Annotated in this window: 24 protein-coding genes; 8 read left to right on the plus strand and 16 right to left on the minus strand. The window is 71.2% G+C overall.

The window, feature by feature from the left end:
* Window positions 1-244 precede the first annotated feature (244 nt).
* Window positions 245-1,462, plus strand: a complete 1,218-nt coding sequence (locus tag ACT2CW_RS01240) for a cytochrome P450 family protein (protein WP_164425340.1) — start codon at window positions 245-247, stop codon at window positions 1,460-1,462.
* Between the two features lie 80 nt (window positions 1,463-1,542).
* Complete coding sequence (locus ACT2CW_RS01245; protein WP_445515210.1) at window positions 1,543-2,616, plus strand: MupA/Atu3671 family FMN-dependent luciferase-like monooxygenase; 1,074 nt, start codon at window positions 1,543-1,545, stop codon at window positions 2,614-2,616.
* 100 nt (window positions 2,617-2,716) lie between these two features.
* Here ACT2CW_RS01245 and ACT2CW_RS01250 read toward each other — a convergent pair whose 3' ends face one another.
* From ACT2CW_RS01250 to ACT2CW_RS01260, 3 genes are read right to left on the minus strand one after another with little or no spacing between them, the layout of a single operon-like run.
* Window positions 2,717-3,511: an ABC transporter permease gene (locus ACT2CW_RS01250; RefSeq protein ID WP_138915075.1), complete on the minus strand. Its 795-nt coding sequence runs from the start codon at window positions 3,509-3,511 to the stop codon at window positions 2,717-2,719.
* The gene (locus tag ACT2CW_RS01255; RefSeq protein WP_445515211.1) at window positions 3,508-4,530 is read right to left on the minus strand and encodes an ATP-binding cassette domain-containing protein; all 1,023 of its coding nucleotides are present in this window, start codon (window positions 4,528-4,530) and stop codon (window positions 3,508-3,510) included. Before ACT2CW_RS01255 ends, ACT2CW_RS01250 begins: the two co-directional genes overlap by 4 nt.
* A gap of 45 nt (window positions 4,531-4,575) precedes the next feature.
* Window positions 4,576-5,802 carry a cytochrome P450 family protein gene (locus tag ACT2CW_RS01260; protein ID WP_037961513.1) on the minus strand — a complete coding sequence of 409 codons (1,227 nt, stop codon included), beginning with the start codon at window positions 5,800-5,802 and terminating at the stop codon, window positions 4,576-4,578.
* A gap of 326 nt (window positions 5,803-6,128) precedes the next feature.
* Between ACT2CW_RS01260 and ACT2CW_RS01265 the strand changes: the two genes are divergently transcribed.
* From ACT2CW_RS01265 to ACT2CW_RS01280, 4 genes are all read left to right on the plus strand, one after another.
* A complete protein-coding gene (locus ACT2CW_RS01265) occupies window positions 6,129-6,740 on the plus strand; it encodes a hypothetical protein (RefSeq protein ID WP_445515212.1) in 612 nt (203 codons plus the stop codon).
* A gap of 266 nt (window positions 6,741-7,006) precedes the next feature.
* Complete coding sequence (gene hppD, locus ACT2CW_RS01270; RefSeq protein ID WP_164425333.1) at window positions 7,007-8,038, plus strand: 4-hydroxyphenylpyruvate dioxygenase; 1,032 nt, start codon at window positions 7,007-7,009, stop codon at window positions 8,036-8,038.
* A complete protein-coding gene (locus ACT2CW_RS01275) occupies window positions 8,035-10,764 on the plus strand; it encodes an aminotransferase class I/II-fold pyridoxal phosphate-dependent enzyme (protein WP_445515213.1) in 2,730 nt (909 codons plus the stop codon). The genes hppD and ACT2CW_RS01275 overlap by 4 nt, the downstream gene beginning before the upstream one ends.
* Complete coding sequence (locus ACT2CW_RS01280) at window positions 10,761-11,870, plus strand: prephenate dehydrogenase (protein WP_164425329.1); 1,110 nt, start codon at window positions 10,761-10,763, stop codon at window positions 11,868-11,870. Before ACT2CW_RS01275 ends, ACT2CW_RS01280 begins: the two co-directional genes overlap by 4 nt.
* A 179-nt stretch (window positions 11,871-12,049) precedes the next feature.
* On the opposite strand, the gene ACT2CW_RS01285 is transcribed toward ACT2CW_RS01280, so the two are convergent.
* The 13 genes from ACT2CW_RS01285 to ACT2CW_RS01345 form a co-directional block, all read right to left on the minus strand.
* Complete coding sequence (locus ACT2CW_RS01285) at window positions 12,050-14,137, minus strand: ABC1 kinase family protein (protein WP_445515214.1); 2,088 nt, start codon at window positions 14,135-14,137, stop codon at window positions 12,050-12,052.
* A 161-nt stretch (window positions 14,138-14,298) separates the two neighbouring features.
* Window positions 14,299-14,505 (minus strand): MbtH family protein, encoded by a 207-nt coding sequence (locus ACT2CW_RS01290; RefSeq protein ID WP_037961502.1) that lies wholly within the window; start codon window positions 14,503-14,505, stop codon window positions 14,299-14,301.
* Between the two features lie 105 nt (window positions 14,506-14,610).
* Complete coding sequence (locus ACT2CW_RS01295) at window positions 14,611-15,324, minus strand: 2-hydroxychromene-2-carboxylate isomerase (RefSeq protein ID WP_182472348.1); 714 nt, start codon at window positions 15,322-15,324, stop codon at window positions 14,611-14,613.
* A gap of 26 nt (window positions 15,325-15,350) precedes the next feature.
* Window positions 15,351-16,097 (minus strand): 3-oxoacyl-[acyl-carrier-protein] reductase, encoded by a 747-nt coding sequence (gene fabG / locus ACT2CW_RS01300; RefSeq protein ID WP_445515215.1) that lies wholly within the window; start codon window positions 16,095-16,097, stop codon window positions 15,351-15,353.
* Window positions 16,098-16,153: 56 nt separating this feature from the next.
* Entirely contained in the window at window positions 16,154-16,648 is a 495-nt protein-coding gene (locus ACT2CW_RS01305; RefSeq protein WP_330807270.1) for a 3-hydroxyacyl-ACP dehydratase FabZ family protein, read from the minus strand.
* A complete protein-coding gene (locus ACT2CW_RS01310) occupies window positions 16,648-17,175 on the minus strand; it encodes a 3-hydroxyacyl-ACP dehydratase FabZ family protein (RefSeq protein ID WP_445515216.1) in 528 nt (175 codons plus the stop codon). Before ACT2CW_RS01310 ends, ACT2CW_RS01305 begins: the two co-directional genes overlap by 1 nt.
* Window positions 17,172-18,359 (minus strand): beta-ketoacyl synthase N-terminal-like domain-containing protein, encoded by a 1,188-nt coding sequence (locus tag ACT2CW_RS01315; RefSeq protein WP_445515217.1) that lies wholly within the window; start codon window positions 18,357-18,359, stop codon window positions 17,172-17,174. Before ACT2CW_RS01315 ends, ACT2CW_RS01310 begins: the two co-directional genes overlap by 4 nt.
* A gap of 31 nt (window positions 18,360-18,390) precedes the next feature.
* Window positions 18,391-19,410, minus strand: a complete 1,020-nt coding sequence (locus tag ACT2CW_RS01320) for a hypothetical protein (protein ID WP_414082733.1) — start codon at window positions 19,408-19,410, stop codon at window positions 18,391-18,393.
* Window positions 19,407-20,330 (minus strand): alpha/beta fold hydrolase, encoded by a 924-nt coding sequence (locus tag ACT2CW_RS01325; RefSeq protein WP_445515218.1) that lies wholly within the window; start codon window positions 20,328-20,330, stop codon window positions 19,407-19,409. The genes ACT2CW_RS01320 and ACT2CW_RS01325 overlap by 4 nt, the downstream gene beginning before the upstream one ends.
* The gene (locus ACT2CW_RS01330; protein ID WP_445515219.1) at window positions 20,330-21,274 is read right to left on the minus strand and encodes a beta-ketoacyl synthase N-terminal-like domain-containing protein; all 945 of its coding nucleotides are present in this window, start codon (window positions 21,272-21,274) and stop codon (window positions 20,330-20,332) included. The genes ACT2CW_RS01325 and ACT2CW_RS01330 overlap by 1 nt, the downstream gene beginning before the upstream one ends.
* Complete coding sequence (locus tag ACT2CW_RS01335; RefSeq protein WP_445515664.1) at window positions 21,271-22,404, minus strand: beta-ketoacyl synthase N-terminal-like domain-containing protein; 1,134 nt, start codon at window positions 22,402-22,404, stop codon at window positions 21,271-21,273. Before ACT2CW_RS01335 ends, ACT2CW_RS01330 begins: the two co-directional genes overlap by 4 nt.
* Window positions 22,405-22,556: 152 nt before the next feature.
* Entirely contained in the window at window positions 22,557-23,798 is a 1,242-nt protein-coding gene (locus tag ACT2CW_RS01340) for a beta-ketoacyl-[acyl-carrier-protein] synthase family protein (protein ID WP_037961481.1), read from the minus strand.
* 55 nt (window positions 23,799-23,853) lie between these two features.
* The gene (locus ACT2CW_RS01345; RefSeq protein ID WP_014061562.1) at window positions 23,854-24,105 is read right to left on the minus strand and encodes an acyl carrier protein; all 252 of its coding nucleotides are present in this window, start codon (window positions 24,103-24,105) and stop codon (window positions 23,854-23,856) included.
* Between the two features lie 589 nt (window positions 24,106-24,694).
* Between ACT2CW_RS01345 and ACT2CW_RS01350 the strand changes: the two genes are divergently transcribed.
* Together ACT2CW_RS01350 and ACT2CW_RS01355 are read left to right on the plus strand one after the other, a co-directional pair.
* On the plus strand, window positions 24,695-25,192 hold the full coding sequence (locus ACT2CW_RS01350) for a hypothetical protein (RefSeq protein ID WP_182472328.1): 498 nt from the start codon (window positions 24,695-24,697) through the stop codon (window positions 25,190-25,192).
* Window positions 25,193-25,311: 119 nt separating this feature from the next.
* On the plus strand, window positions 25,312-25,578 hold the full coding sequence (locus ACT2CW_RS01355; protein ID WP_138915062.1) for a hypothetical protein: 267 nt from the start codon (window positions 25,312-25,314) through the stop codon (window positions 25,576-25,578).
* Window position 25,579 lies beyond the last annotated feature (1 nt).

Below are 25,579 nucleotides of genomic sequence, written 5' to 3' on the forward strand. Positions count from 1 at the left end.
CTCGGTCGCCTGCCACCAGCCTGGATCGCCGAGTCTCATCTCCGGCCGGCCCACCGGGCAACGGCGCTGCAAAAACTTCGTTTTGCGCGCCGCGGGGGCGCGGAAGTGGCCCACTTCGCCGTCCACTTCGAAGAATTCACACTGCCGCTGACCGGTCGGGTCCGGCCGTGCTGTCATCGGTTCGGCCGCGCGCCGTCAATCGCCCGCGGGCCCGCCACCCGCACCGCGACTTCAGGGAGTACTGGTGACGAACACCGGCACGCTGTCCCGCTATTGGATGTTCAGCGACGAGTACACACAGAATCCCTATCCCTTCCTCGCCCAGCTGCGCGAGGAACAGCCGGTGTGCCGGGTGGAGACCCCGGACGGAGTGCGGGCCTGGGTGGTGAGCCGCTACGACGACGTCCGCGACGCGCTCTCCGACCCCCGGCTCGGGCGGGACATCGGCAAGCTCTACGCGGCGCTCGGCAAGCAGCTCGGCCAGGAGATCAAGCCCGCCGACGAGATCAGCAACCATCTGGCCAACTCCGATCCGCCGCGCCACACCCCGCTGCGCAAGGCGCTCACCTTCGCCTTCACCCCCAAGCGGGTGCGCGGACTGCGCGACGGCTGGGAGAAGGTGGTCGACGATCTGCTCGACGACATGGTGCGGACGGACAACCGGGACCTGGTCTCCGGGCTCAACGAGCCGCTTCCGATCATCACCATCGCGCAGCTGATGGGCGTGCCCGACGCCGACTGGCCGCGGTTCCTGGTGTGGACGAACACGCTGCGCCGGGTGGACGCCAGCGATCCGACGGGCATCATCGCCGAGCACACCCGGCAGCTGTCGGACTACCTCAAGGCGCTGATCGCCACCAAGCAGCGGACCCCGCAGGACGATCTGATCTCCGCGCTGGTCCACGCCGACGAGGACAAGCGGCTGACCGCCGCGGAGGCGCTGTCCACCGCGTTCGCCCTGATGACCGGCGGCAACGACACCACGACCAGCCTGCTCAACGGCTCCTTCGCGGCGCTGCTCACCCACACCGGCGAGGCCGACAAGATCCGGGCCGACTGGAGTCTGCTGCCGAACGCGGTCGAGGAGCTGCTGCGGTTCACCAGCCCGCTGATCAACTCCCTTCAGCGGGTCACGCTGGAGCCGGTCGAACTGTGCGGGGTGAAAATCCCCAAGGACGAGATCATCATCATTTCGCTGGCCGGGGCGAACCACGATCCGCACGCCTTCCCCGACGCTCCGTCGGAGCTGGACATCACCCGTCCCAAGCCCGCGCATGTGAGCTTCGGCCACGGAATCCACTACTGCCTGGGCTCCCATATGTCCAAGGCGCTGACCGAGCTGGCGATTCGACGGGTCTATGAACGCTTTCCCGGCATCCGGCTGGCCGTGCACCCCTCGGAGGTGCGTTATCGGCCCGGCCTGATGGTCCGCCCGATGATCGACCTGCCGGTGCGTTTCTGAACGGCGCACAAGCAGCCACACCGCCCGGGACCCGCCCTCAGCGCGCCCCGGGCGCTTTTCTTTCGCTTTCCGGAGGACCCATGGATTTCAGCCTGTTCTACTTCGCCAACAACGACACCGAGGAGAGCGACCGCTACCGGCTGCTGCTGGACGGCGCCCGGTTCGCCGACGACAACGGCTTCACCGCGGTGTGGACCCCCGAGCGCCACTTCCATCCGTTCGGCGGGCTCTACCCCAACCCCTCGGTGACGGGCGCCGCGGTGGCGGCGGTCACCCAGCGGGTCGCGGTGCGCGCCGGAAGCGTCGTGGCGCCGCTGCACCACCCGATGCGGATCGCCGAGGAGTGGTCGGTCGTCGACAACCTCTCGGGCGGCCGGGCCGGGGTGGCGCTCGCCTCGGGCTGGCACGCCGCGGACTTCGCGCTCCGCCCGGAGAACTACGAGACCCGTAAGTCCGGGCTGATGGAGACGGTCGAGACCATCCGCCGGCTCTGGCGGCGGGAGAGCGTGTCGCTGACCGACGGGGCGGGCGAGACGGTGGAGTTGACCATGTTCCCGCCGCCTGTCCAGCCCGAGCTGCCGATGTGGCTGACCAGCGGCGGCACCCCGGCGACGTTCACGCTGGCCGGTGAGCACGGGATGGGGATGCTCACCCATCTGCTCGGCCAGGAGGTCGAGGTCCTCGCCCGGCGCATCGAGGAGTACCGCCGGGCGCACCGGGAGCACCAGCCCGCCTCGGCCGGGCAGGGGCATGTGGCCGTGATGGTGCACACCTTCGTGGGCACCGACCGCGACACCGTGCGGGAGACCGTGCGCGAGCCGTTCTCCCGCTATCTGGCCAGCTCCTTCGACCTGCTGATCAAGGCGGCCGAGGCGGCGGGCGCCCAGGGCGCGGACATGTCCCGGGAGCTGAGGAGCATGGGCCCGGAGGACCGTCAGTTCCTGGTGGCCCAGGCGTTCGACCGGTACTTCGAGACCAGCGGGATGTTCGGCACCGTCGACGACTGCATGGCGATGCTCAAGCAGCTGAAGGACGCGGGGGTGGACGAGGTCGCCTGTCTGGTGGACTTCGGGGTGCCGACCGATGAGGTGATCGGCGGCTTCGAGCACCTGGCCCGCCTCCATGACACCTGGCGTGCGCATCTGGGGAGCTGACCCGGCGGCGCCCACGCCGAAGCCCGGACGACCGCCCCTCGGTCGTCCGGGCTTCTGGTGTGGGGCTCGGGGCTTCGGCCCGGTGTCGTGCGGCCGCCGCTCAGCGCGCGGCGGCCCGCTCGTAGGCCCGGTTGGCCAGCGGGATCACGACGACCAGCAGCGCCACCACCATGATCAGCGAGGCCGCCACCGGATGCCGCAGCGGGAACGCCGGATCGGCGCCGTTCCCCGTGGGGTTGCCCCACAGCTCACGCATCCCGGTGGTCAGGGTGGTCACCGGGTTCCACTCGGCCACCGGACGCACCCAGCCCGGCAGGTTCTGGGCCGGGTAGAAGGTCGCCGACAGGAAGGTGAGCGGCATGGTGATCACCATGGCCACCGAGTTGACCGCCTGGGGATCGCGCAGCAGCAGCCCGACGAGCGCGCCGAGCCACGCCGTGGCGTAACCGAGCAGCAGCAAGAGACCGAAGCCCGCGAGGGCCTTGAGCGGCCCGCCGTGGATGCGCCAGCCGATGAGCAGGCCGACGGAGAGCATCGCGGTACAGGAGATCGCGTTGAGCAGCACATCGGAGAGGGTCCGGCCGAGCAGCACCGAGCCCCTGCTCATCGGCAGCGAACGGAACCGGTCCACCAGGCCGTTGGAGAGATCCTCCGCCACCCCCACACCGGTGTTGATGACACCGGCCAGCATCATCTGGGTGAAGATGCCCGCCATGATGTACTCGTGGTAGTCGCCCTCCGGCACGTTCATCGAACTGCCGAAGAGGTAGCCGAAGAGGAACACGAACATGATCGGCATCAGGGTGATGCTGAGGATCCGCTGCGGTGCCCGCTTCAGATGCCGTATGTGGCGGCCCGCCAGGGCGAACGCGTCGCTCAGGACATAGGTGCTCATCGGCTCGTCGCCTCCAATTCGGCCTCGGATCCGGCCTCGGGTTCGGCCCCGGATCCGGCCTCGGGTCCGGTCTCGGATCCGGCTCCGGTCAGCTCCAGGAACACGTCGTCGAGCGAGGGGCGCCGCACGAGGAAGTCGACCACCTCCACCGAGGCCCCCTGGAGCTCCGCCGCCGCCGCGGAGACACCCGCGATACCGGTCTCCAGCGCGATCGACACCCGCATCCCGCTCTCGTCGACGACCGGCGGAGCGGAGCCCCGCGCGGAGATCCGGGCCAGCGCGACCCGGGCGGCCTCCACCATCTCGGTGGTCCGTACGGTGATCTCCAGCCGCTCGCCGCCGACCTTCCGCTTCAGCTCGTCGGGCGTGCCCTCCGCCGCCACCAGCCCCTTGTCGATCAGCGCGATACGGTCGGCGAGCTGGTCGGCCTCCTCCAGGTACTGGGTGGTCAGCAGCACGGTGACCCCCTCGGCGACCTGCTTGCGCACCATGTCCCACAGGGCGTTCCGGCTGACCGGGTCCAGCCCCGTGGACGGCTCGTCCAGGAAGATCACCGGTGGGCTTCCGGTCAGGCTGGCGCCCAGGTCCAGCCTGCGCCGCATACCGCCCGAGTAGGTCTTGACGACCCGGTCGGCGGCATCGGTGAGGTCGAACATCTCCAGCACCTCATCCGCGCGGGCGCGGGCCCGCTTGCGGCCCATGTGCAGCAGCGTTCCCATCAGCACCAGGTTCTCGCGGCCGGTCAGCTCACCGTCCAGCGCGGCGTACTGACCCGTCAGCCCGATGCTGCGGCGCACCTCGTGCGCCTGGCTCAGCACGTCGTAGCCCGCCACCGTCGCGGTGCCCTCATCGGGCTTGATCAGCGTCGACAGCGTCCGCACCGTGGTCGTCTTGCCGGCGCCGTTGGGGCCCAGGAGCCCGTAGACCGTGCCCGCCTCGACGGAAAGGTCGATGCCGCCGAGCACCTCGTTGTCGCCGTAAACCTTCCGCAGACCCGCCGCGGAGATTGCGATATCCATCAGACTCCTCATCATCGGCCGGTACGCCGGTCCGGTCCGCCTCGCTCAGCCGAGCCGGACCGGCAGTGACTCCAGCCCCCGGGTCAGGTTCACCTCGCGGCGCAACTCCTCCGGCGCCACGGCCAGTTCGATCCGCGGGAAGCGGTCGAGCAGCGCGCCGACGGCGATCTCGGCCTGCGACCGGGCGAGGGGCGCGCCCATGCAGTGGTGGATGCCGTGGCCGAACGCCAGATGCCCGCCGGCCTCCCGGCGGATGTCGAACCGCTCGGGGTCCTCGAAGCGTTCGGGGTCGTGATTGGCCGCGCCGAGCGAGACGATGACGAACTCGTCGGCCGGGACGCGGACACCGGCGATCTCCACCGGTTCCGAGGTCACCGAGAGCGTGTTCAGGTGCAGCGAGTTGTCGTAGCGGCAGAACTCCTCGACCGCGCCCCGCAGCAGCGACCGGTCCGCGCGCAGGGCGGCGAGCTGGTCCGGGTGGCGCAGCAGGGCGAGCATCCCGTTGCCGATCAGATGCGCGGTGGTCTCGTATCCGGCCACCAGGAGCTGGAAGACCATCGACACCAGCTCGTTCTCGCTGAGCCGGTCCTCGTCGTCCCGCGCCTGGATCAGCCCGCTGATCAGGTCGTCGGCCGGGGCGGCCCGCTTGGCGGCGATCAGCCCGGTGAGGTACTCCGCCATCCGGTCGGCGATGCGGTGCATCTCCTGCGGCTGGACGGCCACGGTCAGCGCGTTGGACCACGCTCCGAAGGCGGCCTGGTCGGCCTCGGGGACGCCGATCATCTCGGAGATCACGGTGAGCGGCAGCGGGAAGGCGAACACCTTCAGCAGATCCACCTCGCCCTGCCCGGCGATGTCGTCGAGCAGGGCACCGACCGTGTGCTCGATCCGCGGCCGGAGCGCCTGGATCTGCCGTGCGGTGAACGCCTTGGCCACCAGCTTGCGCAGCCGGGTGTGGTGGGGCGGGTCCATGCCCAGCATGTGCTCCACCAGCATCCGCTGACCGGGCGACTTCTCGGCGGGCTGCGGGGCGGGGTCGATGCCCGCGTGCTTGGCGGCCAGCCGGGCACAGCGCTCGGGGTCCTTGTGCAGTTTCGGCTCGGTCAGCGCGGCGCGCGCCGCCTCATGGCGGAGCACCAGCCACATCGGTGCCCCGCCGAGCACGACCCGCGCCACCGGGGTCCGCTCGCGGAGCCGGGCGTACACCGGGTACGGGTCGCGGATGAAGTCCTCACCCAGCACCTCCGGCGCCCGGCTGGTCTCCTCGGCCATGTGTCCGGTCCTCTCGGTCGGCCCGTGCCGCATATCGCGGACGCAGGGTGGGTGAACTTACGTCTCCGACCCGTTGATAGCAGGCTTTTCCGCGCTTCCCCGGCGCACTTCGAGGATTTCTATCGAGCTCCCACGGAGCGTGTTCGAAAGCCGTTCATCCCCTCCCTCTCGGTCATCCGGACGGAGGAGGGGGCGAAGGGGGGCTCCACCCGACGGCGTGTGGGTTTGCCTCCGTGGGAGGAGTCGCGCGCGGGATGCCGTATGCCATCCTCCTGGCAGCGATCCAGCAACGGACGCACGTTTCCCGGTGTTTCCTGGAGGGCCCCGTGTCCGGAATCCTTACCGCCGTTTCCCGTGGCTATCGAAAGCTGCACGGCACTCCCGCCGAGGGGGTGCCCCTCTGGGCCCGGCGCGCGGCCTTTCTGATCCCGTTGGTCGTGCTGCCCTCGGGGCTGTGGCGCATCGCCCAGGTCACCTTCGGTGTTCCGCTCACCAAGAACGTGGACGTCGGCCGGGGACAGCTGCCGGGCTGGCTGCCGCTGGAGATCTACGTCGTCATCCTGTCCATCATCGCCGAGGGGCTGGCCTTCCTCGCCGTGGGGTTGGTCTCCACCTGGGGCGAGGTCTGGCCGCGCTGGGTTCCCTTCCTCGCCGGGAAACCCGTACCCCCGCTGTCCGCGATCATTCCCGCCGCGCTCGGGGCGGTGATCCTCACCTTCACCTGGACCATGACCCTGGTCCTGTCGCTCCAGGGGCGCGCGCTGGACGGCCGCGAGTTCGAGGGCGGCGGCTGGCGCGGATCGCTCATGCATGACGTCGGCGAACTCGGCTGGCGGGCCTGGGTGTTCGTCACCGCCTATCTGCCGCTGCTCGCCTGGGGGCCGCTGCTGGCCGCCGTCACCTACGCTTACGCGGTGCGCCGCAAAGCGTTCAAATGAAGAGAATCGAATAAGCCATTGCCAGGGTCCGCCGATCGTCTTCACGATCACCGCCGACCGCCCGAAAAGAGGCGATTGACGCGGTCGGCGGACCTTCTTGGCGGTAGCCACTCGGCCGCCTTCCGCGAAAATGCCACAGCCGTCTCTTTCCGTCTATAGAAGAATTCTTGGCGGCCCATGGCTCCGCTTCCCCGTCCCGGTACCGTGCGATTCCACGAGTTGCACACACACATGTGTGGCGAGGCAATCGTCGGATGGGGAGCATCGTGACCGCGCATGACGTCGAGTACATCGAGATCTACACCAGCGATCAGCGGAAAACCACGGACTATTTCGTGTCCGGTATGGGTTTTCAGGAAGAGGCCCGGTGCCGGACCGGCGCGCTGGAATCGATCCTGCTCCGCCGACAGGAAATCCAGCTCGTCATCACCTCGGGGCCGGGCACGGCCGACTTCCTGGCCGCACACGGTGACGGCATCGCCGACATCGCCTTCGCCTGCGAGGACCCCCTCGCGGCCCACCAGGGCGCCCTGGCCGCCGGCGGCCGCGATCTGACCTCCGGCAACCCGGCCGGCCCCGCCGTCTCGGGCTTCGGCGCCGTCCGCCACACCCTCCTCAAGCGCTCCGCGGACCGGCCGCAGGGGCTGCCCCCGGGCCGGGACTGGGTCACCTCGCCGAAGGGCGCCGCCCAGGCCGGCACCACGACCGAACTGCGGCTGCTCGACCACATCGCGGTCTGCCTCGACGCCGGCACCCTGCACGACACCGTCCGGTACTACATGGACGGATTCGGCTTCGAGCAGTACTCCAGCGAATACGTCGCCGTCGGCGAGCAGGCCATGGACTCCATCGTGGTGCGCAGCCCCTCGTCCGGGATCACCTTCACCATCATCGAGCCCGACAGCACCAAGAAGCCGGGCCAGATCGATGAATTCCTGGAGCGGAACGGCGGCCCGGGGGTGCAGCACCTGGCATTCCTCGTGGACGAGATCATCCCGGCCGTTGTCGAGTTCGAGACCCGGGGCATCGAGTTCCTGCAAACCCCCGGCACCTACTACGACGCCCTCGCCGAGCGGATCGACAACCTCGACGAGACGATCACCGATCTGCGCAAGACCAATGTGCTCGCCGACCGCGACGAGTGGGGCTACCTGTTGCAGCTCTTCACCCGCTCGCCCTTCGAGCGGCGCACGCTGTTCTTCGAACTCATCCAGCGCCACGGGGCCCAGGGCTTCGGAAGCTCCAACATCCGCGCGCTGTACGAGGCCGTCGAGCGCGCCCGGGCGGCCAACTCGTGACCGGCCGCACGGCCCCCTCCGGCGCCTCCCGGCCGCCGCTCTCCCTCGACGAGTACGCCGAGCGGGCGCGCACCCGACTGGGCCCGGAGATCTGGGACTTCATCGAGGGCGGGGCCGGGGAGGAGCGGACGCTCGCCGCCAACCGGGCGGCGTTCGACCGCACCCGGCTCAGCCCCCGGGTCCTGACCGGAGTGGGTGAGTGCGACCCGTCCACCACGGTCCTGGGACGGCGGTGGGGTGCGCCGGTGGCCGTGGCGCCCATGGCCTACCACACCCTGATGCACCCCGACGGCGAGACGGCCACCGCGCGGGCCGCGGGCGCGGCCGGACTCCCGCTCGTGGTGAGCACCTTCGCCGGGCGGACCTTCGCCGAGATCGCCGCGGCCGCCACCTCGCCGCTGTGGCTCCAGGTCTACTGCTTCCGCGACCGCGACACGACCCGGCGGCTCATCGAACACGCGGAGGCCGCCGGGTTCGAGGCGCTGGTCCTGACCGTCGACACCCCGCGGCTCGGCCGCCGACTGCGCGACCTGCGCAACGACTTCCGGCTGCCGCCGCACATCACGCCCGCCAACCTGCCCGCCGACGAGGCCGATTACTCGTCCCCGTCCGAGCACGGGCGCACCGGCCTCGACCCCGCGCTCGACTGGTCGGTCATCGCCTGGCTGCGCTCGGTCAGCAGGCTGCCCGTACTGGTCAAGGGCGTCATGACCGCCGAGGACGCCCGGCGCGCGATCGCCGCCGGTGTGGACGGCATCGTGGTCTCCAACCACGGCGGACGGCAGCTGGACGGGGCACCGGCCACCCTGGACGTGCTCGCCCCGATCGCCGCCGCCGTGGACGGCCGCTGCGCCCTGCTCCTGGACGGCGGCGTCCGCCGCGGCCGGGACGTCCTCGGCGCCCTCGCCCTGGGGGCGGACGCCGTGCTGCTCGGCCGCCCGGTGCTGCACGGACTGGCCGTGGCGGGCGGGGCCGGCGCGGCGGGCGTCCTGGGCCTGGTCCTGGACGAGCTGTCGGAGGCCATGACGCTGACCGGCACCGCCACCGTCGCCGACGCGGACGCCTCGCTGCTGGCCGGGCCGGAGGACACCGCCCCGGCGCGCCACCGCCGCTCCGGCGGGGCACCGCTCCCCGACCGGCCGGAGCCGACGGGCACCGCCACGGCGACCCTGCACAAGGAGAATCTGCACCGCAGCGTGACGGACACCTCGCCACCGACCCCACCCGCAAACACCCCCACGGCCGGACTGCACAAGCAGGATCTGCACCGCAGCGTGACGGACACCTCGCCACCGACCCCACCCGCAAACACCCCCACGGCCGGACTGCGCAAGCAGGATCTGCACCGCAGCGTGACGGACACCTCGCCACCGACCCCACCCGCAAACACCCCCACGGCCGGACTGCGCAAGCAGGATCTGCACCGCAGCGTGTCCGACCCCGTGCTGGACACCATGAACTTCCTGAACGAGATCACCGGCCGCTTCCCGGACGTGGTCTCCTTCGCCCCCGGACGGCCGTACGAGGAGTTCTTCGACAAGGACGAGATCCTCGAGCACATCCGCCGCTACCTCGACCACCTGGCCGCGGGCGGTGCCTCGAACGAGGCCATCCGCACCGCGCTGTACCAGTACGGCCCGACCGCCGGCCAGATCCGCGAGCTGATCTCCGACTCGCTCCGCGCCGACGAGGGCATCGACGCCCCGCCGGGCGCGATCGTGGTGACGGTGGGCGCCCAGGAGGGGATGCTGCTGGCCCTGCGCGCGCTCTTCGCGGACCCCGGGGACGTCCTGCTGGTCGCCAGCCCCTGCTACGTGGGCATCACCGGGGCCGCCAGTCTGCTGGGGGTGCCCGTGCACCCCGTCGAGGAGCGGACCGACGGTCTCGACGTGGCCGATGTGGAGGCCGCCGTCCTCGCCGAGCGGGCCCGGGGCCGCCGCCCGCGCGCCTTCTACGTGGTGCCGGACCATTCGAACCCGTCGGGCAACACCATGTCCCGGCGCGCCCGCGAGGAGTTGCTGGAGCTGGCGGCCCGGCACGATCTGCTCATCCTCGAAGACAGCCCGTACCGGCTGGTCAGCCCCGGCGTCCAGCTGCCCACCCTGAAGTCGATGGACCACGCGCGGCGGGTGATCCACCTCGGGTCGTACTCGAAGTCGGTCTTCCCCAGCGCCCGCGTCGGATTCGTCGTCGCGGACCAGCCCGTGCGGGATCCGTCGGGGGCCGAGACCCTGCTCGCCGACGAACTCGCCAAGATCAAGAGCATGGTGACGGTGAACACCCCGGCGCTGAGCCAGGCGGCCGTCGCCGGTGCCCTGCTGGCCTGCGGCGGCCGCCTCACCGAGCGCAACGCGGTGCCGGCCAAGCACTACGGCGAGGCGCTCCGCGTCACCCTCGAGCAACTGGACCGCCACTTCCCCGAGGACGTCCGCGACCGGCTCGGCATCGGCTGGAACCGGCCCAGCGGCGGCTTCTTCCTCACCGTCCGGGTTCCGTTCCCCGCCGACAACGCCGCGCTGCTGCGCTCGGCCGAGGACCACGGCGTCATCTGGACGCCGATGGCCTACTTCTACCCGGGCCCCGGCGGCGAACGGTCCATCCGGCTCTCCTTCAGCTATCTGAGCCCCGCGGAGATCGAGGACGGCATCGCACGGCTCGCCGCCTTCCTGCACGCGGAGATCGAGCGCCCCGGCGCCACCGGACCCACCTCGGGACGTGACACATGAGAACCGCCGTCGTCGTCGGAACCGGGCTGATCGGGACGTCCATCGCCCTCGCCCTGAGCCGCCGGGGCGTCCTGGTGTACCTGGACGACGCCGACACCACGGCCGCCAGGACCGCCGAGGCCCTGGGGGCGGGCTCGCTGGAGATGCCCACCGGGCCGGTGGACCTCGCCGTCCTCGCGGTGCCGCCCGCGAGCATCGGCACCGTGCTCGCCCGCTGTCAGCGGGACGGGCTGGCACACACCTACACCGATGTGGCCAGCGTCAAGGTGCGGCCGCACGAGGAGGTCCGCGCGGCCGGTGGCGATCCGTCCCGCTACATCGGCGGACATCCGCTGGCCGGCGGCGAGCGCTCCGGTCCGCTCGCGGCCCGCGCCGACCTCTTCGAGGGGCGCCCCTGGGTGCTGACCCCCTCGCCCCTCACCGATCGCTCGGCGCTCAACCGGGGGCTGGAGCTGGTCTCGCTGTGCGGTGGCGTCCCCGTCCTGATGGACACCGACGCCCATGACCGCGCCGTCGCCCTGACCTCGCACGCACCGCATCTGGTCGCCTCGATGATGGCGGCCAGGCTGGAGCACGCCGAGGCCGAGCACATCCGGGTGTCGGGACAGGGGCTGCGGGACGTCACCCGCATCGCGGCGGGCGAACCCGCCCTGTGGGGCGACATCCTGACCGCGAACGCCGACGCGGTGGCCGACGTCCTCGACGACTACGCCAAGGACCTGGAGCAACTGATCGCCGTCCTGCGGGCGCTGCCCGGGGCGGAGTCCGAGGGGCGCCGGCAGGCCGCCGCCGATCTCCAGGAGTTGCTGCGGCGCGGCAACCGGGGCCACGCCCGCGTACCGCACAAACAGCGTTCCCGGCCCGCCGAGTACGTGGCGATCCCGGTGGCCGTCCCGGACCAGCCCGGAGCGCTGGCCCGGCTGTTCTCCACCGTCGGCGAGGCCGGGGTCAACATCGAGGACGTGCGCATCGAGCACTCCCTGGACCAGCCGCGCGGCCTGGTCGAACTGCTCGTGGACTCGACCTCGGTGGCGGGCGTACGGCGGGTGCTGGACGCCAACGGCTGGACCATGCGGGAGAAGCCACTGCTGGTCGGCGACGCCTGAGGAAGCCGGACCGGCTCCGCCCAGGAGCCGGTCCGTGCTGGAAGGCGCCGTACTAAGCAGGTCGGAGGAAGTCCGCTACGGTTCGGGCAGCGCCCCGAAGGGGCGCGGGGAACTGCGCGACCAGCCACGATGCGGTCGCAGACGCACGACGGCATTTCGCGGCACTTGCCGCGGAGCGCTTAGAACGTGTCGTGGGTGTTCGGCCGGCGCAGCGCGGTGTAGAGGGCGCGCAGCATGAGGATCGCGCTCACCGCGAGCATCTGATAGCCGAGCAGCGGGAACAGCTCCACCTCCGCGGTGACCCGGGGCCCGCGCCCGGTGCCGAACACCACCAGGACCACCCCCATCAGCCCGGTGCAGGCTCCCAGCAGCGTGACCGTCATCTGGTGGATCAGCCCGGAGACGAAGCGCCGCTCCCGCTCGTCGGCGAGCACCCGCACCCGGACCGTGAACCGCCCCTCCTCCAGCGACGCGCCGATCCGCTCCGCCCTCCGGGGCAGCCGCCGCAGCATCGGCAGCGCGGACAGGAACTCATGGGTCGCGCTCCGCGCCAGGGACGAGAAGCCGGACGCGAACCCGCCCTCCTCCTCGCTCCCGGCACCCGTGCCGCGGAACCGCAGCCGGTCGGTGAGGAGGTCCACGGCGATCGCCCGGGCCTCGTCGATCATGTTGAAGTCGGGGGTGATCCGGCCCAGGGTGCCCTCGATGGTCGCCAGGGCCCGGAAGACGGCGGCCACCTCCGGCGGCACGGCGAGCCCGAACCGGGCGAGCAGCTCGAACAGCGCGGTGAACATCTCGGTGTCCGGCCGCGCCCCCGCCCCCAGGTGCTGGGCCATGAACTGCCCCAGCTCACGCTCCAGCAGCAGCGAGTTGAGCATCAGGTCCTCGCTCCTGGTGGCCCTCGTGCCGAGCAGGGCCATCAGCGCGTCATGCAGACCGGCCCGGTCGCCGCGGTCGACGGCCACCAGCATCTCCTGGAGGGCATGGCGTACGGACGGGTCGATACGGCCCACCGAGCCGAAGTCGAGCAGGCCGATCCGCCCCTGGTCGAGCAGCAGCACATTGCCCGGATGCGGATCGGCGTGGAACACCCCCGCCTTCAGGATCTGGTGGAGCATCGCGGCGAAGGCGGTCCGGGCGATCTGGTGGCGGTCCAGCCCCTTGCGGTCCGCGACGGCCGCCGCACGGTCGAAGGTGACCCCCTCCAGCCACTCCTGGACCAGCACCCGGGCCGTGGTGAACTCCTCGTACACCCGGGGCACGCGCACCAGGGCGTCCGCCTCGTACCCGCCGCAGGACGCCGCCACCACCGCGGCGTTGTTGGCCTCGATCCGGAAGTCCAGCTCCTCCCGCACCGAGGTGGAGAAACCGTCGCCCAGATCCCGCAGCCCCATGGCGTGGGAGGACCGGGACCGCTGCTGGAGGCCGCGGCTGACCGCGACCACGATGTCCAGGTCGCGCTCGACCATCTCGCGGATCCCCGGGCGCTGGACCTTCACCACGACCACCGGACCTCCGGTCAGCTTGGCGCGGTGGACCTGGGCGATCGAGGCGGCCGCGAGCGGGACCTGCTCGATCCACTCGAAGGCGTCCTCCACCGGTCTGCCCAGCTCCGCACGGAGCAGCGCCGCCACGTCCCCCCACGGCGCGGGCGCCACATCGCTCTGCAAGCGGCTGAGTTCGTCGATGAAGTGCGGGGGCAGCAGATCGCGCCGGGTGGACAGCAGCTGGCCCAGTTTGATGAAGGCCCCGCCGCACTCCTCCAGCGCCAGCCGCAGCCCCCTGGCCATCCGCTCGCCGAACTCGCCGGGCCGCAGCGCCCGTTCCAGACTGTGCCGGCTGCGCAGCGGACGGCTCAGCCCGTGGCGCATGAAGATCCGGCTGATCTGCGAATAGCGGCGGGTGCGCCGCAGCCGGCTGCGCATGGCGCGCCACAGCCGCATGGGCAGCGCCCAGCTGCCGCGCGGCAGAAACACCTCGGCCAGCACCAGGGTGGCCATCGCGGCGAGGACGGACACCCCGACCTGCACGCCGTACAGCACGCCCATGCTCTGCTGGTCGTGCATGGTCGGCTTGAAGACGAGCATCGCGCCAAGACCGACCAGACCGGCGCCGAGGGCGCGCAGCGGGCCCACCCGGATGCCGAGCAGCCGTCCGGAGATCGCCGAGACGCCGAAGACGAAGACGCCCAGCGACGACACGGCGATGAGCACGATCAGCAGCCCGAAGGACAGATCGTCGATGCTGGTGGCAGCCAGCCAGGTCATGGCACGTTCCCCCGGGTGCGATGAGCAGTGCGTCAACAGTAGTCCGGCTCATCCCCCTCGGACCGTGCTGCCCGTATGTCACGCAGCAACCTGCCAGACACACACCACGGGGCCCGACATCGGGATGTCGGGCCCCGTGGCACGGGAGGGCGTGGCGGGCGTCAGCCCATCGCGTCGACCAGGCTCTTGGGCCGCATGTCGGTCCAGTTCTCGTTGATGTAGTCCAGGCACGCCTGGCGGTTGTCCTGGCCGTGGACGACGGTCCAGCCCGCGGGCACCTCCGCGAAGGCCGGCCACAGCGAGTGCTGCCGCTCGTCGTTGACCAGCACGTAGTAGCTGCCGTTCTCGTCCTCGAAGGGGTTGCTCATGGTGTGATCGCCTTTCTGACGGATCTATCGGGCTTGGCAGGTCTACTGGGCCTGTTGGGTCTGCCGGGTCTATCGGGTCTGCCGAGTCCTCGCGGGCAGGTCCGGTCAGCCGCAGCCACCGGCGTGGCCGGCGTCACCGGCGGGGACGAGCAGGGCGGGCTCGACCCCGCGGTCGTTCTCCGGCTGTTCCATGACCGCGGTCCGGGTCTTGGCGCGGACGCTCGCGACAAAGCCCGAGAGCCGGTCCAGCCCCCAGAACTTGTCGTGCCGGTGGATGAAGAACGGCACTCCGAACACTCCGTCGCGGTCCACCGCCCGCAGCGCCTCGATGCCCCGCCGGCGGATCTCCGGATCGTCGACCGCACCGGCCAACGCGTCGGGGTCGAGGCCGAGTTCATGGCCGATCGCGGCCATGGTGGCACGTTCGGAGATGTCGATGCCCTTCTCCCAGCGGGCCCGGTACACGGCGTCGATGAAGTCCCGCCCGCGGCCGGCGTCCTCGGCGACCAGATAGGCGAGATGGGAGACGTCCCAGTTGGGAGCGGTGTCGATCGGCCAGGCCATCGACAGACCACGCTCGATGGTCGCCCGCTTGACGTCCTGGAGGATGTAGAAGTGCTTCTCCTTCGACATCGCGACGTAAGGGAGGTGGATCCCGGCGTCGGCCAGCATGCGCTCGCTCACCTCGTCCGGCTCCCAGTACGGGCGCCATTCGATCGCGTCCGCCACATCGGGCGCGTTCTCGGTGAGTTCACGGTAGGCGAGCCAGGAATAGGGGCTGCGGAGTGAGAAATACCAGCGCGGTGGTTTGACGGCCAACGAAACCTCCTGGGTTCGGGGCGAAGCTAGATGGTGATGCCGCCGTCGATCTGGACGACGGAGCCGGTGACATAGGCCGCACGGTCCGAGACGAGGTACGAGACGAGATCGGCGACCTCATCGGCCTGCCCCAGCCGGCCGAGCGGCACCGACTCCAGCGCCTTGTCCTTCACCTGGCCGGTGAGCACGGAGGTCATATCGGTGTCGATGAACCCCGGGGCGACGACATTGGCGCGGATCCCGTACCGCCCGACCTCCTTGGCCAGGGCCCGGGAGAACCCGATGATCCCGGCCTTGGAGGCCGAGTAGTTGGACTGGGTGGCGTTGCCGTACACACCGGCGACCGAGGAGATGTTGACGATCACCCCGCTCTTCCGCTTCATCATCCCGAACACCACGGAACGGCAGACGTGGTAGACCCCGTCGAGGTTGACGTCCAGCACGTCATGCCATTCGTCGTCCTTCATCAGCAGCAGGGGGTTGTCACGGGTGATACCGGCGGCGGTCACGGCCGCGTCGATCGGACCCAGCGTCTGCTCGGTCTCCGCGACCAGCGCACGCACCGCCTCGGCGTCACGGACGTCGACCTTGCGGCTGAGCACCCGGACGCCGGTCTCGGTGACCTCCTTCTCCAGCTCCAGGGCGGCCGCCTCGTTCGACTGGTAGCAGAAGGCGACATCGAAGCCGTCCCGCGCCAGACGCCGCACCGTCGCCCGGCCGATTCCCCGTGAACCGCCGGTGACCAGCGCCACCCGGGATGCGTTCTCTGCCATTGGTTCTCCAAAGCGATTCGACCGGCCGCGTGCGGCCGGATGTCTGTTGCCGGCGGTCAGGCGAGGGCGGGGGCCGGGTCCCCGGGCCGCAGCTCTCCCGCCGGGCGGAAGGCCAGCACCGCGAGGCCGACCGTCAGGGCGGGCTCACCGGCCACCGTGGAACCGCCCTCGATGATCACGGTGTCGTCCACCCTCCGGGTGATGGACGCCCGGTGTTCCAGTACGTCCCCCGGCAGCACCGGCCGGTGGTACTCGACCCCGGACACGCTTCCGAAGAGCATGACCTGGCCCTCGAGCACATCGGGATCTGGCGACTCCCAAGTGGCCAGCAGCCCGGCCGACTGGCACCAGGACTCCAGCAGCAGCACCCGCGGATAGGCGTAGGTCTCCGCCGCCGCGTCCGGGCCGAGCCCCTGGTACCAGGGCTCATTGCAGGTCACGGCCTTCACGGCGGTCACCCGCTGCCCCGGGACCACTTCGGTCACCCGGTCCAGCAGCAGCATCGGGAACCGGTGCGGCAGCACCTTCCTGATCTCGGACTGACCGAACATCACGCCTCCTCGGCCGTGAACCGCAGTCTGACCTGGGCGGCGGCACCGCGCTCGGTGGCCACCTTGGCGGCGCACCGCCACGCCCCGGACCCACCGGTCCACACCAGGTCCACCTCCAGCCGGTCGCCGGGGAAGACCGGACTGAGGAACCGCGTGCTCTCCACCGCCACCAGCTCCAGACCGGTCGCGCCAGGCGGAGGCGTCCGCAGACCGCTGAGGTGCACGCACTCGATCACGCAGACCCCGGGGAAGATGGGGAAGCCCGGGTAGTGCCCGGGGAAGACCGCCTCGTCCTCGCCCACCGTGACGGCCGTCGCCGCGCGCACCTTGCCCCGGTCGTCGGCGGCGGCCGTACGGACGACCTCCACCCGCGCGGCGATCGGACTGCTCGGCCGGGTGCCGGTCACCCCGGCGGCCCCGGACCCGGCAACCACACCGCCCGACTCGGCACCCATCACTCCGGCGGCCCCGGACCCGGCAACCACACCGCCCGACTCGGCACCCATCACTCCGGCGGCCCCGGTCATCGCGGACCGGCCAGACGCAGCAGGGCGCAGCCGACCGCGCCGTCACGGTCGACGGAGGTCACCAGCGCCACCCGGCCGGCGGCCTCGGGGGTGGTTTCGGCGTGCACCAGCACCGCGGCGATCTGGAACGCCGCCGCCGCGGCCCCGGTGTCCCCGATGAGCGCGGCCTGGGTGAGGTGGACCGGGTCCGCACCCTCGGCGGCCTCCGCCACGGCGGCCCGCTCCTGCTCCCCGGACGGGCCGGGCGCCTCACTGGTGGAGACCGCCCAGATCTCCTCCGGGCGCACCCCCGCGCGGTTCAGGGCCCGGCGCAGACAGGCCGCCAGCGCGGGGCGCACCCCGCCGTCCAGCGCGATGCCCATCTCCACCGCGAGGATCTCCGCCAGCACCCGGTGCTCGGCGTCGTCCCGCCCGCCGGGGCCGCGCTGCACCGCCGGCGACGCACCAACTGTGCAGGCAGTGTCGTCCCGCCCGCCGGGGCCGCGCTGCTCCACCAGCAGCAGTCCGCAGCCCTCACCGGGCAGTTGCGCGGGCCCCTCGGTGTCCGGCCGGTGTGCGTGCCGCTCCAGCCAGGAGCGGGCGTGCGAGAACTCCTCGACCGCACCGCACAGCACGGTCCTGGCCCGGCCGAAGGTGAGCAGCCGGCGCGCGTAGTTGAGGGCGTAAAGACCCGCCGCGTGGCCACCGGCGATCGTGGTGTTCGGCCCCTTGAGCTGGTGCCAGATCGCGCTCTGCCCCGCGGCGCAGTTCATGACGGCGTTGGGGAAGCGCGCCGGGTCCACCAGATACGGCTTCTCCCCGGTGAGCGAGTCCCGGGTGAAGTCCATCTGGCTCTGCACACTGCCGGTGGTGGTGCCCAGGACGAGGGCGGCGTCCTCGCCGGTGGCCACCCACCGGTTGCGCGGCGCGTCGTCCAGCAGCCGGGCGACCGTGGTGACCGCGAGGCCGGTCACCCGGTCCATCGAGCGGACCCCCTTCTTCCCGAGCACCGTGCGCAGGTCGAAGTCGGGCACCAGACAGGCGCGGTCCCCGGCCGCCTGCCACTGCTCGTCGTCGAGCCCGGCCGCCGCGGGCCGGCGTTCCCTGATCCCCTCGGTGAAGGCCGCGCGGCCGATCCCGAAGGGCGATACCGCCGACCAGGCCGTGATGACCGGTCGATTCACAAGAGCTGTGCCGCCACTCATGTCTGCTCCGTCGCTCCGTCGCCGTCGTCGGTCAGGACTCGCCGCGCAGCGCCTTGGAGACGCGCTCGTCGAAGTTGATCAGGTTCCAGTCCCGCCGGTTCTCGATCAGGGCGTAGCCATGGGTGACCTTGCCGGTCGCGGTCGGCACCAGCCTGCCGTCGCGCACCACATAGCAGTCCATGCGGGAGGTGTAGGTGAAGTCCTTGAAGACGTTCTCGACGGTGTAGACCGTGTAGAGGTCCTCCTCCATCAGCGCCTCGTCCAGGATCTGGATCCGGGAGTGCGGGCAGGCGGGGATCCACCGGCGCTCGTCCAGCAGGGTCTTCACCGAGATGCCCCGGTCGGCGAGGAAGAGGTCCACGACCTCCTCCATCTGCCGCAGATAGCTGGACATCTGGAGCCGCTCCGAGAAGTGGCAGTACGGGTAGGGGATCCGCCACTTCCAGCCGAACGCGTTCTTCCCCGAGGTCAGCAGGTCGAGCACCGGGTCGGGGCCGGAGGTGCCGCGGCCGGCCGACAGCGAGGTGGTGACGGCCGTGAGGTCGGCGCCGGTCAGCTCCGGCGGCTCGGGGGCGACGGCGCCCGGGGTGCTCAGCCGGTCGGTGACGAACCGGGCGAGCTCGGCGGGCGGTTCACCGGCCGCCTCGACATAGCTGTCCGAGCGCAGCACCACCTTGGCGTTGGCGCCCACCACCTTGGTGTCCGCGCCGTCCCGCTCGGCGTGCAGGGACACCGTGAACGAGATGAAGGTGTCGTCGTCCCCGGCCGTCGGCACCACCCGCGCCTGGACCGTCTCGTCCATGTAGAGGGCGTGCAGGATCCGGGTGTCGAGGTCGACGATGTCCACGCCGAGGCCGTGTTCGGCGTACAGCGCCCGCGCCGGGAGGTCCGCGTCGGCGAAGTGGTAGAGGATGGCCTCCTCGACCAGGTAGTTGATGTGCTTGAACCCGATCCAGGTGCAGATGTTGGAGCCCTCGTACCGGGTGCGCAGCGACGCGGTCGTCTCGCTGGTGAGCAGCCTCTTGACGGCGCCTTCGGCCACTGTGGTCATCGAACGTGCTCCCATGGGAATCCGGGGCCGGGACCGCCGTGCGGACGGACGGCCGAACAGGTGCTGACGAAGCGGTCGAGCAGGGCGGCGAACTGCCGGGCCCGCTCGATCATCAGGAAGTGCCCGCAGTCGGGCAGCAGGTGGAACTCGGCGTCCGGGAGGCCGTCCGCGAGCGCGCGGCCCTCGGCCGGCGGCGCGGCGAAGTCGTCCGCGCCGGCGAGGACGAGGCACGGCACGGTGAACCCTCCCAGCCGCAGGGCGGGGGTGCGCAGATAGATCTCGAAGAACCGCATCCAGCCATAGGGGCCGACCCAGTCCCGGATGCGCTCGGCGAGGTGGTGGCGGGCCGCCCGGGGGACCCGGTCCCCGGCGTGCACCCGGATGCCCTCGGCGATCAGCGGGGCCATGTTGTCCACGGAGTGCTTCAGGCTCGCCCAGTCGAACTCCTCGGCCGTACGCCGGTAGAACGGGGCCACCAGCACCAGGCCGTGGACGCCGAACTCGGTGAACGGGTCCAGGCCCTCCTCGATCCGGCGGCCCAGGAACTCCATCAGGACGTTCGCGCCCATCGAGTGGGCGACCACCACATCGGCGCCGCCCGGCACCGCGCGCAGGACGTCGCCCAGGTACGGCACCAGATCGCCCCGGGCGCTCCACCCGGCGACGCTCCGGCCCCGCCAGGGCAGGTCGGCGGCCCACAGCTCGGGCCCGCCGGCCCGCCGGGCGTGCTCGACGCAGGCGTCCCACACCGAGCTGCTGTTGGACAGTCCGTGCAGGAAGAGCACCCGGCCCCGCCCGGGGTCGCCGGGGGCACGCCGGGTCACCACCACGGGGCTCTCCTTGTCGCCCCGCGCGGACGCCTCGGCTGGCCCACCGTGCTCCTGGGCGAGCCCCCGCACGAGGCGGTCACCGGTGGACATCAGGCCGCTGCCCGCCCGCGCAGCGCGATGCCCGCACTGGCGTCGTCGGCGTCGGTGCCCGCGGTGGCGTACACCGGACCGGCGCCGCCCCGGGCGAACCAGCCGACGGCCGCGGCGCACTGGAGCACTCCCAGCGCGCCCGAGCCCAGGCCGAAGACCTCGCCCAGATCGTGCCGGTCCACGCCCTCCAGCAGGGTGTCCGGCACGGCGGCCGCCCGCCGTTCGGGCAGGTGCCACAGGGCCGGCCGGTCGCCGGTTGTCTCGGCCAGCCGTTCCAGAGTGCGGCCCAGCCCGGCGCCCCGGACGTAAGTGCCGAGCACGGCCTGCGCGCTCGCTCCCCGTTCGGCGGCCGACTCCTCGCTCTCCACCACCAGCGCCGCCGCCCCGTCGATGGTCCGCGACCCGCCGGTGAAGGCGCGCACGGACTCGTTGTCGGGTTCGACGCCGAGGACCAGCGCCCGGGAGGCCCGGCCGCCGCGGATCAGCGTGGCCGCCCAGTGGACGGCGTCCAGCCCGGAGGTGGCGCCGTTGCACAGCATCAGATTGGGGCCGCGCAGCCCGAAGCGGATGGCGACGGAGGAGGCGATGACGTTGCTCGAGGCGTTCGGCAGGTCCATGGCGCTGCCCGCCGCCGCCGTGTGCTCGGCGATGGTGTCGATCGCCCGGCAGATGGTGTCGAGATTGCCGTAGTTGGAGCTCGCGACCATCGCGACGCTTCCGCCGGGGACGCGCAGGCCCCCGTCGTCCAGCAGCCCGGCGTTCCGCAGGGCCGCGTCGGCCGCGCAGTACGCGAGTTGCGTGGCCCGGTCCTTGTACCGCAGGCCCTTCCGGCCGACCAGGTCCTTCGGTTCGACCGGCGGGGCGTCCGCCGCCGGCGCCAGCAGCTCCGGTGCCGACCTCGCGCGGGGCAGCACCACGCCGACCCCGCTCACCACCACGGTCATCGGGCCGCCTCCAGGATCGCGACGGCGTTGATGCCGCCGAAGCCGAATGCGTTCAACTGCGCCACGGTCAGCGGCCGGTGGGCCGCCTCGCCGGTGACGAAGCGGAATCCGGCCGCCTCGTCCACCGGGTTGTCCAGGCCCACGGTCGGCGGCACCCGCCCCTCGGCGAGGCAGCGGAGGGTGACCACCAGGTTGAGCAGCCCGGAGGCGCCGGAGGTGTGTCCGGTCATCGACTTGGTGGCGGTCACCAGGGGCTTGTCCCGGTCCGGGCCGAAGACGTCCGCGAGCGCGGTCGCCTCCGCCTCGTCGTTGAGCAGCGTCCCGGTGCCGTGCACCATCAACAGGTCGATGTCCGCGGGCTTCACCCCGCCCCGGGCGTGCGCCTCCCTGATCGCCTCCGCGATCCCGGCCGGGTCAGGCGCCGTCACATGGAAGGCGTCGCAGTTGACCGCGACGTCCCGGACCAGGCCGTGCACCGGACGTCCGCCGGGGACCCGGCTGAGCACGACCGCCGCCGCGCCCTCGCCCATCAGCACGCCGTCCCGGTCGCGGTCGAAGGGCCGCACCCGGGTCGGGGGCACCGGCTGGACCCGCTCCAGCAGGCCGTACATGGTCTCGGTGAGCACATCGACCCCGGCCACGACCACCGTGTCCGCCCCCTGCGCCAGCAGGTCCACGCCCAGCGCCAGGGCGTACAGCCCGGCCGAGCACGCGTTGGACAGGGTGTGGGTGTCATCGGCCTGGAACGCCTCGCGCAGCGCGGTGCCGAAGTGGAGCTCGGAGGCGGGGAATTCGGCGCCCTGGGTGCGCCACAGCTCCACCGAGCGCAGCTCGCGCAGCCCGGTGCCGACCAGGACCGGCACCCCGCTCAGATCGCCGTCGTCGAGGCCCGCGTCGCGGACCGCCTGGCCGACCGCGTCCAGCAGCAGTCCGGTCGCCCGCCGGGTGACGTCCACCCCGGGCGCGGGGCGGTTGTCCACCTCGTACGCGTGGTGGGCCGTGTGCCGGGCGTGGTCGAAGCCGCGGAGCTCGGCCACTCCGGAGCGGCCCGCGCACAGGTTGCGGAAGAGCTCGTCGACATCCCCGCCCAGTCCGGCCACGGCTCCCACGCCGGTCACCGCCCAGCTCATGCCGGCACCCCGACCGCCCAACCCGGCCACGGCACTCTTGCCGGTCCCGGTCTCCGTGCCGGTCACCGCCCAGCTCATGCCGGCACCCCGACCGCCCAACCCGGCCACGGCACTCTTGCCGGTCCCGGTCTCCGTGCCGGTCACCGCCCAGCTCATGCCGGCACCCCGTCGTACCGGCCGAGCAGCACCACCGCGTTGTTGCCGCCGAAGGCCAGGCCGTTGTTCTGCACGACCTTCAGCTCGGCCTCGATCGCCACATTGGGCACGCAGTCCACATCGCACTCGGGGTCGGTGGTGGTGTGGTTGATGGTCGGCGGAATGAACTTCTCGGTGATCGCCAGGGCGCAGCCGATGGCCGACAGCGCGCTGGCGGCGCCCATGGTGTGGCCGATCATCGACTTCATCGAGATGGTCCTGGGCGGACGGCTGCCGAAGACCTCGCGGATCGCGCGTGCCTCGGTGACGTCGTTGGCCTTGGTGCCGGTGCCGTGGGCGGAGATGAGGTCCACCTGGTCGGCCTTGACCCCGGCGTTCTCCAGGGCCAGCTGCATGCACCGGCCGACGCTGTCCTGGTTCGGCGCCACCTGGTGGTAGGCGTCGCAGTTCAGGCCGTACCCGAGCACCTCGGCGTAGATCCGGGCGCCACGGGCCAGCGCGGACTCCAGGCTCTCCAGGACCAGCACCCCGGCGCCCTCGCCGGTGAGGATGCCCTTGCGGTCGACGTCGAACGGCCGGCACCGGTCCGGCGCGATGGTGCCCAGCCGGTAGAAACCGGAGAACGTCTTGCGGCACATCGCGTCGGCGCCACCGCACAGCGCGTACTCCGCGTCCCCGGAGCGGACCGCGTCATAGCCGTAGCCCAGGGCGTAGTTGCCGGCCGCGCAGGCGGTCGGAATCGTCACCGCCTCCACGTCGGACAGCTGGAGCTCCTGCGCGATGGCCGCCGACAGACGGCCGGCCGGAACGCGGCGGGCGAGTTCGGGCGACATGTGCTCGGGACCGTGCGCGATCTCGGCCTCGACCAGGTGGTCCAGGTCCCTCGATTCACCGTCGGTGGTCCCGATGGAGATCAGGCCCGGCAGCGACCGCCAGTCCGCGATGGACACCCCCGCGTCCTCGATCGCCATCCGGGCCGCGGCGACCGAGTACTGCGTCGCCCGGCCGAGGTGCTCGACCGCGAGGTGGCGTATCCACCGCTCGGGGTCGAAATCCTCCACCTCACAGCCGTTCGCGTGGTCGAACCCCTCGACGTCGAACACCGTGATCGGCTTGGCCCCGCTGCTTCCGGCGCGCAGTCCCCGCCGGAACTCATCGACGCCCATACCGATACTGGAGACCACACCGAGACCGGTGATCACCACTCTTCGCGGGCTCGCATGCCCCGACTCCGCCATCCCGACCCCTTAAGTCCGCTGTTCCGGCCGTGTCCGCAGATACGAAAGCGCCGCTTTACCAGCCGGCGGACTCGGCGACTACCTCGTAGACGCCCTTGAGGTGCACCATCCGGGGGAGTTCCGACTGGTCGATGGTGACGTGGAATTCCTTCTCGAGGTTCGCGAGAATTTCGATGGACCGCAGCGAGTCAGCCGAGTGGTCCTCCTTGAAGAGGCTGGTCTCGGTAACCTCGTCCTCTTCGATCTCCAGAACGTCGCAGACGATCTCCTTGATCTTCTGCACCCGCTCCTCGTGAACCGAACTCATGATGGATCCCCCACTTTCGAACAAGGCCGACCCACGGCCCGTTTCCATTTCGGACTCGGATCTTTCTATGGCACCCCGCGATACCGCGCAATGCCCACTGCATAAAGCTGCCACATCCCGGTCGGCAGTCCTGCCCGCTACCCGGATTCCCGCTCATCGGCGGTTATTTATCGGCGCTTCCCAACAGAACTATCCGGGCGGCCGGTACCGCGCAACAGCCGGTACAGGAAGCTGCCAGCGAATCGTGTCCGCCCGCCGCCGTCCCCTGATCAGGGGCCCGGTCCCGTGGACGGCTCACACGGTGGATCCGAGCCCCTGACCTCCTCCTCCCGGCATGCCGCGGCGGGTGCGCGAAGCACCGCGGGCGCGCCGAGGGGAGGCACCGGCGGTCGTTCGGGGGATGACCACCGCCGGAGTCGGATCTCCCGCCGTCCACTTCCGGGACACGGGGTCTTCCGCCAACTGACTGGATTTCTATCCGAGTCCGTTGATCTTCCACAATGCCGCTAACAGGAAGGTGCCAGCGCAGGTGCCAGCGCAAGAGCCGCCCCCGCCGCGGGCCGGCGGGACACCATGACACCATCGGTCGGTGATCGAGCTCGGCTACTCCCTCTCCCACCGCTTCCCGGACCCCTCGCAGACGGACTACCGGAGCGCACCGGTCCAGGCCCTGCGCCACGACCTGTTCTGCGGCGATGTCCATCTGACGGACACCTCGACCGGCCGCGAACTGTCCACAGCCTGGGGATGGGTGCCGGTGCTGGACTTCGCCTGGGCGCTGTGCGACATCGTCGAACTGCTCGACCGGGATCCGCGCGGCAGCCGCTCCGCCACCCCCGTCCGCGCGGAACTGGACTTCACCGAATCCACCGACCGGATGCGCTTCGAGCGGCGCTTCGGATGGGTGGACATCACCGCCGACTGGGCACCGGCCACGGAGCCACCGCTGAATTTCTCCCATGCCGCACTGCGCCGCGAGGCCCGGGACTTCCTGCACGATCTGGTCGCGGATCTGACGGATCTGCACGAGGAGCTCGCGGACAACCCCGCGATCTGGAATCTCCAGGCCCGTTTCCCCCGCGTCTAGCGTCCGTCTATCACCGGCCTATAGTCACGGACCTCCATTGGAATAGGACGGCCATAGGCGGGCATTCCATGCTGGTCCCGCGGACTTGGATGCCGGTCCGCACGAACCAGGGAGGTGCAGTGGAAAACGTATCGACCACTGAGATTCCGGCCGGAGTGGAACTCGATTTCACGGCCTGGCTCCAGCACCTGGAACGCCGGGACCTGGACGATCCGGCGGAGTTCGCCGCGGTCGTCAGGGAGCTGGCGCTCGACCCGCACCGCACGGAGTACGCCGAGTACATCGGGCCCCGGCAGTCGCTGATGAGCGACGCGGGCGCCCGCTGGGCCAGCCTGGTGGCCATGCTCATCAACGCCGTCCACAGCAGCATCGCGGACACGCCCTGAG

This window comes from Streptomyces sp. NEAU-174 (assembly GCF_052665095.1).